Source organism: Streptomyces sp. NPDC054834, from assembly GCF_053611185.1.
Window position 1 is genome coordinate 74,055 of sequence record NZ_JBSGZV010000043.1, and the last position, 12,897, is coordinate 86,951.

At 68.9% G+C, this 12,897-nt stretch carries 11 protein-coding genes, 1 tRNA gene and 3 pseudogenes; 5 read left to right on the top strand and 10 right to left on the bottom strand.

Annotated elements, in window-relative coordinates; translation table 11 throughout:
* Window positions 1–188: 188 nt before the first annotated feature.
* The 9 genes and pseudogenes from ACWGJM_RS38340 to ACWGJM_RS38380 form a co-directional block, all read right to left on the bottom strand.
* Window positions 189–2,453, bottom strand: coding sequence for an ArnT family glycosyltransferase (locus ACWGJM_RS38340; protein WP_453416367.1), 2,265 nt, complete (start codon window positions 2,451–2,453; stop codon window positions 189–191).
* Window positions 2,450–3,979 (bottom strand): glycosyltransferase, encoded by a 1,530-nt coding sequence (locus ACWGJM_RS38345; protein WP_453416368.1) that lies wholly within the window; start codon window positions 3,977–3,979, stop codon window positions 2,450–2,452. The genes ACWGJM_RS38340 and ACWGJM_RS38345 overlap by 4 nt, the downstream gene beginning before the upstream one ends.
* Before the next feature lie 14 nt (window positions 3,980–3,993).
* On the bottom strand, window positions 3,994–5,661 hold the full coding sequence (locus tag ACWGJM_RS38350) for a HAMP domain-containing sensor histidine kinase (RefSeq protein WP_453416369.1): 1,668 nt from the start codon (window positions 5,659–5,661) through the stop codon (window positions 3,994–3,996).
* On the bottom strand, window positions 5,658–6,398 hold the full coding sequence (locus ACWGJM_RS38355; RefSeq protein ID WP_165955629.1) for a response regulator transcription factor: 741 nt from the start codon (window positions 6,396–6,398) through the stop codon (window positions 5,658–5,660). Before ACWGJM_RS38355 ends, ACWGJM_RS38350 begins: the two co-directional genes overlap by 4 nt.
* 198 nt (window positions 6,399–6,596) lie before the next feature.
* Entirely contained in the window at window positions 6,597–7,469 is an 873-nt protein-coding gene (locus ACWGJM_RS38360; protein WP_453416370.1) for a DUF2797 domain-containing protein, read from the bottom strand.
* A 175-nt stretch (window positions 7,470–7,644) separates the two neighbouring features.
* Entirely contained in the window at window positions 7,645–8,025 is a 381-nt protein-coding gene (locus ACWGJM_RS38365; RefSeq protein ID WP_453416371.1) for a hypothetical protein, read from the bottom strand.
* Window positions 8,026–8,044: 19 nt separating this feature from the next.
* Window positions 8,045–8,593 carry a hypothetical protein gene (locus tag ACWGJM_RS38370; RefSeq protein ID WP_453416372.1) on the bottom strand — a complete coding sequence of 183 codons (549 nt, stop codon included), beginning with the start codon at window positions 8,591–8,593 and terminating at the stop codon, window positions 8,045–8,047.
* 494 nt (window positions 8,594–9,087) lie between these two features.
* Window positions 9,088–9,496: pseudogene (locus ACWGJM_RS38375) on the bottom strand (BRO-N domain-containing protein); the annotation flags it as partial.
* Between the two features lie 66 nt (window positions 9,497–9,562).
* Window positions 9,563–9,940 (bottom strand): HGxxPAAW family protein, encoded by a 378-nt coding sequence (locus ACWGJM_RS38380; RefSeq protein ID WP_453416373.1) that lies wholly within the window; start codon window positions 9,938–9,940, stop codon window positions 9,563–9,565.
* Between the two features lie 137 nt (window positions 9,941–10,077).
* Between ACWGJM_RS38380 and ACWGJM_RS38385 the strand changes: the two genes are divergently transcribed.
* The 5 genes and pseudogenes from ACWGJM_RS38385 to ACWGJM_RS38405 all read left to right on the top strand — a co-directional run bounded on the left by ACWGJM_RS38385 (window position 10,078) and on the right by ACWGJM_RS38405 (window position 12,560).
* Entirely contained in the window at window positions 10,078–10,572 is a 495-nt protein-coding gene (locus tag ACWGJM_RS38385; RefSeq protein WP_453416374.1) for a MarR family winged helix-turn-helix transcriptional regulator, read from the top strand.
* 75 nt (window positions 10,573–10,647) lie between these two features.
* Window positions 10,648–11,090: pseudogene (locus tag ACWGJM_RS38390) on the top strand (glycine-rich domain-containing protein).
* Window positions 11,091–11,160: 70 nt separating this feature from the next.
* A complete protein-coding gene (locus ACWGJM_RS38395; protein WP_453416375.1) occupies window positions 11,161–11,997 on the top strand; it encodes a protein kinase in 837 nt (278 codons plus the stop codon).
* Between the two features lie 39 nt (window positions 11,998–12,036).
* Window positions 12,037–12,246: pseudogene (locus ACWGJM_RS38400) on the top strand (site-specific integrase); the annotation flags it as partial.
* Between the two features lie 125 nt (window positions 12,247–12,371).
* A complete protein-coding gene (locus tag ACWGJM_RS38405; protein WP_453309071.1) occupies window positions 12,372–12,560 on the top strand; it encodes a DUF1918 domain-containing protein in 189 nt (62 codons plus the stop codon).
* 95 nt (window positions 12,561–12,655) lie between these two features.
* On the opposite strand, the gene ACWGJM_RS38410 is transcribed toward ACWGJM_RS38405, so the two are convergent.
* Window positions 12,656–12,728 (bottom strand) — tRNA-Arg (locus ACWGJM_RS38410).
* Between the last annotated feature and the right edge of the window lie 169 nt (window positions 12,729–12,897).

A 12,897-nucleotide genomic window follows, 5' to 3' on the forward strand; every position in this document is an offset into this window, starting at 1 on the left:
GAATCGGTCAGCCGCGGATGGCCATCGCCTCGATGCCGGCCACCAGCAGGTCGAGGGCGAAGTTGACTGCTCCCCTCCCTGAAATGGGAGGAGGGGATTCCTGGCTCGGGCCGCCTCCCGGAGCGGCGCTCCGGGAGGTCTTTCCTCCACCCGCGTACCGATCTTCGTGACGACCGTCGTGGCTACCGTCAGCTGCCGGTCTTCTGCGTGAGGTCGTAGAAGGTGGCCGAACCGGCCGTCACCTTCTTGAAATTGCTCTGCACCCACGAGGTGATCTGCGACGACGTACCGCTGTTGCCGCCGCCGCCCATGCCGCCGCCGGAGATGAAGTAGTGGATCTTGCCTTCCGCCACGTACTTCTTGAACTGGGCCAGCGTCGGCGACGGGTCGGTGCCGTTGAAGCCGCCGATCGCCATCACCGGGTCACCGGTGGCCAGCTGGTAGCTCGCGGCGTTCTGGGAGCCGATGGACGCGGCGACCCAGGTGTACTTGCCGGCGTCCGTCTCGAGCAGCTTCTTGGCCGCGGAGCTGACGCTGGCACCGTTGAGCAGGCCGCCGGCGCCGCCCATTCCGCCGCCCTCGCCCATCTGACCGCCGCCGGGGAAACCGCCGCCGTTCTGCTGGTTCTGGGTGGTGCCGCCGCCGTTCTGCGTTGTGCCGCCGTTCTGCTGGTTCTGGCCCGGCATACCGCCGCCGGGGAAACCGCCGGTGCCGTTGCCCTGCTGGCCCGGGGCCTGACCTTGCCCCTGCCCCTGGGCGTTCCCGTTGCCGTTCTGCTGGCCCTGCTGGTTCTGACCCGGCATGCCGCCGCCGAAGCCGCCGCGCATGCCACCACCACCGGGGCCGCCGCCCATCATGCTCGCGCCCGCCGGGCCCGCCGTCACGATGGAACCGGTGTGGCCCTCCTGGAGGGTGCTGAGTGTGTACGCGGTCGGGCCGGCCAGTGCGGCCACCAAGCCCACCGCCGCCGCCCCGAGGGCGAGCTGACGGCTCACCCGGCCCGCGAAGACGAGGCCGAGCGCGGCGGCCAGGCCGCCGATCAGCACCAGCCACTTCAGCCAGGGCAGGTAGTCGGAGGTGCGGTTCAGCAGCACGTACCCCCAGGCCGCGGCCGCGACCACGGAGGCGGCGAGGGTGATCGACGCCCACATCTCCTGCCGCTTCTCCCACAGCAGCCCGGCGCCCATGCCGATCACGGCCGCGATGTAGGGGGCGAGGGCCACCGTGTAGTACTGGTGGAAGATGCCCGCCATGTAGCTGAAGACCACCATGGTGATCAGCAGCGAGCCGCCCCACACCAGGAACGAGCCGCGGGTGACGGACGTCCGCTTCAGCCTCCGGGTGGCCACCAGGCCCGCGACGAGGAGGATCAGCGCGGCCGGCAGCAGCCAGGAGATCTGGCCGCCGACCTCGGAGTTGAACATCCGGTTCCAGCCGGTCTCGCCCCACATGCCGGTGCCGCCGCCCGCGCCGCCGCCACCGCCGCCGCCGACGCTGCCGGTCTCGTCGCCGCTCAGTCGGCCGAGGCCGTTGTAGCCGAAGGTCAGCTCCAGGAAGGAGTTGTTCTGCGAGCCGCCGATGTACGGGCGGGAGGAGGCGGGCCACAGCTCGACGATCGCGACCCACCAGCCGCCGGAGACGACCAGCGCGAGCGTCGACGCGGCCAGCTGCCCGAACCGCTTCTTCAGCGACACCGGCGCGCACACCGCGTACACGATCGCCAGCGGCGGCAGGATCAGGAAGGCCTGCAGGGTCTTGGCGAGGAACGCGAAGCCGATCGCCACGCCCGCCCAGACCAGCCACTTCGTACGGCCGTCCTCGAGGGCCCGGACCACCAGGTAGCAGGCGAGGGCCATCAGCAGCGCCAGCATCGCGTCCGGGTTGTTGAACCGGAACATCAGCGCCGCGACGGGGGTGAGCGCGAGTACCGCGCCCGCGATCAGACCGGACGCGGGGCTGAACCGGCGGCGCACGCCCGCGTACACCACGGCGACCGTCAGAACGCCCATGATGACCTCGGGGATCAGGATCGCCCACGAGTTGAGGCCGAAGATCCTGACCGACAGCGCCATCGGCCACAGCGAGGCCGGAGGCTTGTCGACGGTGATGGCGTTGCCCGCGTCCAGCGAGCCGGAGAAGAACGCCTTCCAGGACCTGCTGCCCGCCTGCACGGCCGCCGAGTAGAAGGAGTTGGCGTAGCCGGAGGCGCTCAGGTTGTACAGGTAGAGGAGGAAGGTGGCGGCCAGCAGACCGAGAAAGGCCGGGCGCACCCAGCGCGGGTCCTCGGGCCGGCCGCGCCACAGTCTCCGTACGAAGGGCTGCTGCGGCTCACTCGAACCGGGCGCCGGCGGGACGGTTCGGGGGACGGCCGGGGGAGCGGCTGCCTGGGACGGGCCCCAGCCGGAGGGGCCGGTGCCCCCCGGATACGTCGTGTGGTCGGTGTGGGTGCTCATCGGGCGTCCCCCGGGTCGGTGTCGTGGGGACGGACCGGCTGTAGCCGCATCGTCGCGTCCCTCCAGGTGCCGTCCGCGGCTTCACCGGCGCGGAACTGGTTCGTCGTGTCGAACGTCGTGCCGCCGTATGCCGTGTCGTACGGCGTGCGGGGCTGGTGGCCCGTCGGGCGTTGCGGCAGCGGCGAGTACGGGCCCGCCTGCTGCGGGATCGCCGGGGTGGCGGCCGTGGTGCAGGTCGGCGAGGACGGGTGGTGCGCGGCCACGACCGTGGACTCCTCGTCGGAGTCGCCGCGGTCCGGGAACACCCACGCGCGGAAGAGCAGGAAGCGCAGCACCGTCGCCGCAAGGTTCGCGGCGATCAGCACCGCCAGCTCGGTGGAGTGCGCGGGGTCGGAGGTGGCCGCGTTCAGGGCGGCGAGCGAACCGCTGGTCAGCGCGAGGCCGATGCCGAAGACGACCAGGCCCTGCGCCTGGTGCCGGACGGCCCCGCCCCGGCCGCGCACCCCGAAGGTGAGCCGCCGGTTGGCCGCCGTGTTCGCCACGGCCGAGACCAGCAGCGCCAGCGCGTTGGCGATCTGCGAGCCGGAGAACTGCCGGAAGACGCTGTACAGCAGCAGGTAGAAGAGCGTCGACAGACCGCCGACCACGCAGAACCCGACCAGCTGGCGGGCCAGCCCCTTCGGTACGTCCTTGATCTCACGGTCGCGGGGGTCGTCGCCGAACGGCCGGGCGACCCGGTCCAGCGGCAGCGAACCGGTGGCCAGGGCCTTGCCCACCCGCCACACACCCTTGAGGTCGTCGGTCGCCGTCTTCACGATGTGCACGGTCGAGTTCGGGTCGTCGACCCAGTCGACCGGTACCTCGTGGATCCTGAGGCCCGCGCGCTCCGCCAGCACCAGCATCTCGGTGTCGAAGAACCAGCCGGTGTCCTCGACGAGCGGCAGCAGCACCTGGGCCACATCACGCCGGATCGCCTTGAACCCGCACTGCGCGTCCGAGAAGCGGGCCTGGAGCGAGCCGCGCAGGATGAGGTTGTAGGCGCGGCTGATGAACTCACGCTTGGGACCGCGCACCACCCGCGAGGAGCGGGCCAGCCGGGAGCCGATCGCCAGGTCGGAGTGACCCGAGATCAGCGGCGCGACCAGCGGCAGCAGCGCGTTGAGGTCGGTGGACAGGTCGACGTCCATGTAGGCGAGGATCGGGGCGTCCGACGCGGACCACACGGTCCGCAGGGCGCGGCCCCGGCCCTTCTGCTCCAGGCGGAAGTTGGTGACCTCCGCGATCTCCGCCTCCAGCCGCGCCGCCACCTGGGGGGTGGTGTCCGTGGACGCGTTGTCCGCGATCGTGATGCGGAACGCGTACGGGAAGGTGCGCGTGAGGTGCTCGTGCAGTCTGAGCACACATGGCTGGAGGTCCTTCTCCTCGTTGTAGACGGGGATCACTACGTCCAGGACAGGCGTACCGGCGTCGCCGGCCGGGAGGTGCTCCCGCGCCGGCAGGGTGCCGGGAGAAGAGTCGGTTCGCATGACAACGACTCTGGTCAAGCCCCCTGTTGCACCGATGTGGTGGCACTGTGCTGTGCCTGTGAGTGCGATTGCCAGTTCGTTTCGGGCGCCGGTCGCGGCACGGCCGGGCCCAGTGCGGGCAGGTGCACGGTGAACACCGTCTGCCCCGGCACGCTGTCCACGGTCACCGCACCGCCGTGCGCGGTCGCGACCGCCTGGACGATGGCGAGGCCCAGACCGGTCGAGCCGGTCGCCCTGGACCGGGCCGCGTCACCTCGCGCGAACCGTTCGAAGACGTGCGGCAGCAGGTCGGCCTGGATGCCCTGGCCGTTGTCCTCGACGTCCACGCACATCCACGGGCCGCGCCGCTGCACGCGCGCGATGATGGTCGTACCGGGCGGGGTGTGCTTGCGGGCGTTGCCCAGCAGGTTGACCAGCACCTGCTGGATCCGCGCCGCGTCCGCCGCCACCAGCGCCGGTTCGTCGGGCAGGTCGAGCCGCCAGTTGTGGTCCATGCCGGCCGCGCGGGCGTCGCTGATCGTGTCGACGACCAGGGGGATCAGGTCGGTCTGCTCGATCTGGAGCGGTCGCCCGGCATCGAGCCGGGCGAGGAGCAGCAGGTCCTCGACGAGGAGGGTCATCCGCCCCGCCTCGGATTCGATACGCCCGAGCGCGTGCCGGGTGTCGGGCCCGACCTGCTCGCGTCCGCGTCTCGTGAGCTCGGCGTACCCGCGGATGGAGGCGAGCGGCGTCCTCAGCTCATGGCTGGCGTCGGCGACGAACTGCCGTACCCGCATCTCGCTCTGCTGCCGGGCGTGCAGCGCGCCGTGCACATGGTTGAGCATGCGGTTGAGCGCGGCACCGACCTGGCCGACCTCGGTGTGCGGGTCGGTCTCGGACTCGGGCACGCGCTCGCTGAGGTTCACCTCGCCGGTGTGGAGCGGGAGTTCGGAGACCCGGGTGGCGGTGGCGGCGACCTTGCGGAGGGGGCGGGTGGCGAGGCCGACGAGGACGTAGCCGGCGATGACGGCGGCGCCGAGGCCGGCGACGGTGATGCTGACCTCGACGAGGATCAGGGTGTTGATGGTGCCGTCGACGTCGTCCGTCGGCAGGGCGACGTAGTACTCGTCACTGCTGTCGCGGCTCGGGACGTATTCGACGCGGTATCCCCCCAGACCGGGGATCTCCACGGAATGCGGCTTCTGGTCCTTGGGCACCGAGTTGAGGGCGGCCCGCTGGGCCGCGTCGAGACGGCCGGCGTTCATACTCTGGAAGAAGCCGGCCCTGTCGTTCTTCGGCTTGGCGATGGCCGCGCTCGTGACCTTGCCGTTCTCCACGTAGGCGGCGATGGTCTTTGCCTGCGTGGGACCATTGGTGACGAGGTTCTTCACCTTGCCATTTGCCGAGGTGTCGACCTTCTGCACGACGCCCTGGTTCCCGGGGGCGGTGGGTGCCTTCGCGTTCGGGTCGGCCGCGTTCGGGTCCTTCGGCAGCATGTGGCCGCCTCCGGCACGCATGGCGACATCGTGCACCTTGCCGTTCAGCTGATCGTCGAGGTGCTGCTTCAGCGCGAGTGTCGTCACCGTGCCGATCACCGCACACACCACCGCGATCAGCATCACCGTCGAGACGACGAGCCGCGTCCGCAGGGTACGCGGCTTACCTGCTCGCTTCTGCGCACGCGGCCGTCGTCGCCCGCTCATGACGCGGCGGGCTTGATCAGATAGCCGGCCCCACGCCGGGTGTGGATCATCGGCTCACGCCCCGCGTCGATCTTGCGCCGCAGGTAAGAGATGTAGAGCTCGACGACGTTGGCCTGGCCGCCGAAGTCGTACGACCACACGCGGTCGAGGATCTGTGCCTTGCTGAGCACACGCCTGGGATTACGCATGAGGAAGCGCAGGAGTTCGAACTCGGTGGCGGTGAGGTGTATGGAGTCCCCGGCCCGCGACACCTCGTGGCTGTCCTCGTCGAGGGTCAGGTCCCCGACGACGAGCACGGAGTCGGACCGCCGGTCGGCCGCACCGGACCGCCGGATGAGCCCGCGCAGACGGGCCACGACCTCTTCGAGGCTGAACGGCTTGGTGACGTAGTCGTCGCCCCCGGCGGTGAGCCCGGCGATACGGTCCTCGACCGCGTCCTTGGCGGTCAGGAACAGCACCGGCACGTCGGGCAGTTCGCGCCGCAGCCGCCCGAGGACGGTCAGCCCGTCCATGTCGGGGAGCATCATGTCCAGGACGACGGCGTCGGGCCGGAACTCGCGGGCCGTCTGGATGGCCCCCTGCCCGTCGCCCGCGCTCCTGATCTGCCAGCCCTCGTAGCGAAGGGCCATGGACAGGAGTTCGGTGATCGACAGTTCGTCGTCCACCACAAGCACTCGGACGGGGCTCCCGTCCGGCCTCAGCAGTTCGGTGCGCCCCTGGGGCGAGGTCGTGGTCATGGTGGACACCTTGTCGGGGTCCTCTGAGAAGACGCTTTCTCTTGTCTGTGATTTTCCTGAGAAACACACAGGGACCTCTCAGGGAAGCCCGAACTCCCGGCCCATTTCCGGCAGTTGTGGCCCATTTGACACGCACAAACCTAGGCACGTGATCTGTGTCACCTGTGAACAGACTTTCCAGTTCCTGTCAGCGCCCCATCAGAACAGCTCGTCCTGCGTCCCCCTCGCTCTCACACACTGCCGGGTCGGCACGGTCAGTTCACCGGAGCCGACGCGCACCAGCTCCCACCCGGTCACCAGCCGCGTGTCGAGTACCGCGACCCCGTCCCCGGTCGCCAGATGCAGATCCGGCCCGGCGGCCGCCACGAGCTCACCGTTCACCGAGCCGCCGGCGACCAGCTCGGTCACCGCCAGGGCGGCGGGCGGCAGCCGGTCCAGCCCGAACACGCCCATGTGATCGACGGGTTGGTACGGCGCCCGGGTGAGCGAGTCCGGCCAGCCGGCCAGCGCCACGGCCCGTGCATGCAGCTCCCCGATTTCCGCCGCCCGCTCCTCCGCCGACGCGGGCAACGCGGTCCGCACCGCCCGCTTCTCGGCGTACGGGATCCGGTCCGGCACCCCGAGCGCGGCGCGCAGCAACTCCTCGGTGCGCCGCGCGGCCATCAGCGGACCCGTGCCGAGCCAGCTGAAGCAGACGGCCCCCTGCTCAAGCAGCCGCGCCGAGCCCCGCTCGGCCGCGGTGATCCCCACCTTGACCATGCCGGGCCCGAACCACGCCAGATATACGCGGTAGGGCCGGGGATCGTCCGCGATCGTGTCCGCCGCCACGGAGTACGCCCGGTCCAGCCGCGCACACTCCTCGCACCGCGCCCCCGTACTCCGCCCCGGCACCGCCGCCCGCACCGGGCAGGGGTGCCCGCGCGCCCCCACACACGTCCGCACTCCCCCTTCCGCGACCCCGAATGCCACCCGCTTCCCCCACGGCAACGCGCTGCTCCGCCCGCCGTCCCACACCAGGACGGGACCGTCCGCCGACCACCGCAGCCCCGAGCATCTCCACGCCTGTGCCATCACCCTTGAGAGTAGGACGACCCACTGACAACGCCCCCACGGCGGTCGGAAGGCAGTACCGTACGCAAAGGCCCGAAGCCGCGACTTAGGCAGGGATTCGAACCTGCAAGCTTCTGATCCATGGTGGGCAGTACGTTGGGCGGGAGCCCCGCCCGAGACAACCTGCCACTCGGATCTACTGCGGATCGAGTCGGGTACTCAGTTCCGTCACAAGGTGGTAGCCCCCAGCGAGGTCGACGTCGGTTCGCTCCCTGAGTAGCTTGATCGCGGAGTCGCGGTGGCCGCTGGTGAGCAGGTCCGTCATCTCAGCGACCAGAGGGGCGTCGAGCTGCCGCAGAGCATCCAGCGCCTCCACGTATGTGGTGGGCAAGGACCGGCCCTGGATGATCAGGTCCAGGGCCACAGAAGCCGTGTCCAGCCCAAGGCCGGAATTCTTGCGCAACCGGCGGATGGCCTTGGCGGTGCGCCCCTCATCGGCCAGCGTCATCGCCTCGTCCTGGGCCGCGCGCTCCACGGGTGTGATCAACGCAGTCGTGCGTGTCTTGCTGCTCGCCATGATGCGCCAACCCCTCCCTTCAGCGGCAGTTCTTCTTGATGCCGTCGATCCCGAGTATCACCGAAGCAAGGCCACCAAGCGTGGCGCCCAGTTCACTGATCTTCTCCTCGCCCTTCGCGATGCGGATGAGGAGATAGGCGGCTTCCCTGACGGAGCCGACCTTCTTGATGAACGCCCTCAGCTTGAGGATCTTCGCGACCGGCACCGCGCCACCTGCGACCGCGGCTGTGATGGACGCCACGCACTTGGCAGTCTGCCACCAACCGAAGGCCACTACACCGGACTTCACATCGGCAAGATGCTCGTCGATATACGCCTGCACCGCAGCGTCACCCTGCTGGACCACACTGTCGGGCATCTCGTCGAGCACCTTCAGCGCGTCGAGGAACTTCTGTCCGTCAGCGGTCTTCAGCTCCTCCGCAGCGGTCATGGGCTGGTCCACGGCGACGACCGCCGGACGGGCCGTGGTGTCGTTGTCGGCGGCGGCAGCGACTTGGCTGAGACCTGTGCCGAGGATGGCAGCTGCGGTCAGCACAGCGGTGGCAGCGGTCAGCTTCCTGATCTTCACGTGTTCCCCTCTTGTTTCCTGCATCCAGCTGGTCAGGCTGGATCAAACGCGGCGCCTCCCTTGGTCGGGTGGGAGACACGCGTTGAACGAGATGATCATCAAATGCACCGTCGCGCTGTCGCAAGTGATCTGAGGGGATGCTGAGGTAGGGGAGCCGGATTGCTGCCAAACCGGGGAGGGCCCAGCAGAAACGCCGGAGCGCGCAGCGTGCTCGCCAGGGCGCACATGTCCGCCCTGGGCCATCCTGCCTACGCCTTCTCGTAAGCGACGGTCATTTCAGGGCTCTCGGCGACGAACGACCCCGGTCCGACCTCGGCCCGGATGAGTCCCGGCGACTTGAGATGGGCGAGCGCCTTCTGCGCAGTAGTGGTTTGTTGCGGCTACCTGCCGCCAGACAGGACGGGTGCGGTCAAGCTCGGGGCTCATGCGGTGGACGCCAAAACTCTGCGGTAGACCCCGCGACGGCGGTTGACCGCGAACAGGAACGACATCAGAGGAGCCGTCGCGCTGGATGGTGACGATGACCTCGGCGACCCATGCCTTGAACGGCAGGGATTCCGGTTTGGTGCAGCCGTTGACCAGTCTGATCAGTCCTTGGAGATTGACCAGATTCATATCTCGTCGCCACTCTCGACCTGCGGGAACGCTGAGAGTGTGCCTCTGAAGCACACTCTCAGCACTTCCGAAGTTGACCGAGTCGGCGACGTTCCGCAGAGCCGAGCCCACGTGTGCGTAACCCAGGTGCTTGCACACGTCCACGGCGGGAAACCAGTGCGTGCCGTCGGGCAAGGTCAGCCTGCGTACTCGTGCTCCTGTTGCCGCGTAGACGAAGTCACTGATCTCGATCGCGTCCGGCTTCCATCCTGCCGACTGCTTCGGCGGCATGTCGTTCTGCTCGTACATCGAGCATCACCTCCACACCGGAAGCCATGAGCACATACAGCCAACTCCCGTTCGCAGGAGGTACGTTCACTCGAAAGGTGACAGAGGTACCGATTCTGCCAACTCGCCGCCCACCCCGTCCGGCACCACGACCGCCGCACGCCGCCGCCCCCGCCCCGCCAGCCGACACCCCACGCACCCGGCGTGCCCCTCCCGCGCCAGCGGATCACGCACCCGCATCCCCCACTGCTCCCTGGGCCGCCGCCCGGGCGGCTTGCCCCAGCCGGAGAGGTGCAGCCCCCAGGTGACGAGGACACCGAGGACTACGACCGCCAGCCCCCCACCCAAGGCGGCGACCGAGCCCGTGCACACCCCCAGCCCCGCCAGCCCGCTCCCGGCGGTCGCGATGCCGAAGCCGGTCCAGCCGGCGACCGTGTGACCCTCGTCGTACAGATGTGCGCTCATGTACCCGCCTCCCTCTCCCAGGGCATGCGTAGGCAGCAGAATCAGCCAGGACGTGGAGGGCACTGGAGACCCGGCAATCCCTCACGACGTAAGAAACTTAGCAACTAAATCTCTCACGAGCTAAGGGAAACTGAAAGATGCCCGGCACGCCTCGCCCACCCGCCACCCCGGCCCAGGCGCTGTCCGCGATGGACCACCTCATCGCGGCCCACCTGATCGGACAGCAGGAACTGGCCCGGCGGCTGGGCCTGAACGTCACCGACTTGACCTGCTTCGCCTTCGTCCTGGAGGCCGGCGACGACCTGCTCACGGCCGGTGACCTGGCGGCCCGCGCCCACGTCACCACCGGCGCGGTCACCGGCATCCTCAACCGCCTGGAACGCGCCGGCTACGTCACCCGCCGCCCCGACCCCAGCGACCGCCGCCGCGTCCGCGTGGCCGCCCTCCCCGAGGCGGTCGAGCGGGTCACAGCCGTGTACGCGGGCCACTACGCCCGCCTCAACGCCCTCTTCGCCGACTACTCACCCGACGAACTCGCCGTCGTCAACGACTGGTTCACCCGCGCCACCGCACTCGCCCACGAGTACCTCGAGAAACTGAACAAGGGCGGGTCCGGCGGCGGGGAGTGCTGAGCGGACGCGGACCCGTCAGCCGACCGGCCTAGTCATGGCACGGCCAGAGCACAGCGACACTCAAGGAGTATCCGCATGACGGCAACGGCCAACGACCAGAGGACCGGTCGCGCGGTGGCTGGTGAGGAACTGTTCGACAGCCTCACCCACTTCGTGATCGTCCACAACGGGCAGTCCCGCGAGCGTGCCGAACGGATCGCGGACCAGGCGGTGGCCTTCGTGGTCACCGCTGCGACCGCCACCGTCCCCATGGTCCCGTCGGACGACGTGGACCTCGGTCTGCACGCGCTCATTCTGCACACGAAGGAGTACGCCGCTCTCTGCGACCGGTACGCGGGCCGCTTCCTCCACCACAACCATTGCCGGGCGGCGGACCCCGTGACGCGAAGAAGGTCGCCACCTCCGCGCACGCGATGAAGGCGGCCGGGTTCATGGTCTTCGACGACCTGTGGACCGTGGACGGCACGAACCTCGCGCAGTGCGACTCGGACTGCGGCCGTCCGTACGGTCAGGAGTAGCGACATGACACCAGCGACGCGGCCGGCCTCGATGCGAGGTCGGCCGCGTTGCCGGAAAGGAGAACAGACGTTGTCCGGGACACCCCCTGAACTGCCGGTCGTCGTGCTCGACGCACTCGTGCCCAAGACTCAGCGCCTGGTCGTCAATCGCCGGGGCTCGATGGTCTGGGAGGTCGAGAGCCACAGGGGTCGGTACGCCGTGAAGGTCGGTTACCCGATCGAGGCCACGGCCGACTGGCCCACCCAGCCCTGGACGGCACTCGCCCCCGCACGCGAAGGTGCCGTGCTGCACCGCCTCGGCGTCGATGACTTCGCGTACGGCGAATGGGAGCGGGGCACCTGGAACTTTCAGCCGTGGCGTGAAGGGCCCGACCTCTACGAGCTGTGGAAGCCCTGTCGTGAACCGGACTCTCGCATCGAACCGCACACCAGTGCCGCCCTCGGCTGCGTAGAGGCGCTGGCCGAACTGCACGCCAAGGGCTGGGCCCACGGCGACGTACAGCCCGCACACTTCATCATCGGGCCAGAGCGAACGCACCTCATCGACCTGGCCTTGGCGCGCGGCGGACGCGTCCCCGAGGGGTACGACTTCCCGTTCCGCGGCTGCCTCGTCCACTACGAGGCGCCGGAGATCGCGCGCAGCGTGCTCGCGACCGGAGAGGCTGAGCCTACGCAGGAAGCCGACATCTACGCGCTCGGCGCCTCTCTGCTCATCTCCGCCACGGGCTGGCGGGCCGTCGAGTACCCGGACGGAGCACCGCGCCCCGAGCAGAGAAAGGCAGTGGCAAGCGGCAGGCGTCGGCCCGTGAAGGTGGATGGCGAGCTGGGCGAACTGATCGACGCCATGCTCAGCCCAGCGCCCGAAGACAGGCCCACGATCTACGAGGTCGGTAAGGCCCTGAGCTGAACCGTAGACCCACCAAATAGAAGACCGCGCCACACCTGTGCGTCCGCGCTCCACGAACAGGGCGCCGACGCTCGAATGATCACGGAGGTCCTGGGCCACAGCTCCATCCGCGTGACCATGGACATCTGCACCTTCGTACGGCTCGACTCCCAGCGCTCGGCCTTCGACCGCGTCGGGGATGCGTTGAGGGGTGACGACCCGGGGCCGGGCGATGACGACGGCGCGGCCGGGGTCCTCGCAGCCGTCTGATCTGCCCCGCGTCCGCCCTCCGACCTCGTTGTCACTGGTTAGGCCGAACTGACACCGCCTGCCGTTCCGAGACAGCGTCTCGCGGGGTAGGGCAGAGGAGGTCAGCTCGACAGAAAGGTGCCAGCGTGCAGGCGAATGTTGGTGACAGGCTTCTTGTTCATGGCCGGATCGTGGGGCAACACGATCGCACCGCAGAGATCATCGAGGTGCTCGGGGAGAACGGGACGCCGCCCTATCGAGTCCGTTTCGAGGACGGGCACGAGACGCTGATGAGCCCAGGCCCGGACACCGTCATCCGTAGCTTCCAGGAGTAAGCAACCCTCCCGTACCGGCGGTTGCCGTCAAACACTGTCGTCAAGGCATAAGCCAGAGGCCCTGTGGATCACTCCACAGGGCCTCTGAACTGTTGCGCACTCGGCAGGATTCGAACCTGCAACCTTCTGATCCGTAGTCAGATGCTCTATCCGTTAAGCTACGAGTGCTTGTTTTGTTTTTTCCCCGCTCCCGGCCCTTCCGGCCCGCTCGCGGCGACAGGAAGAACATTACATGACTGCCGCCGCCATGTGAAATCCGTTCCGCACACCCCTTGTGACCTGCGGAAATGGCGATGTGGGGAGCAGTAGATCACCGAAGCCCCGGTCCGTGTGGACC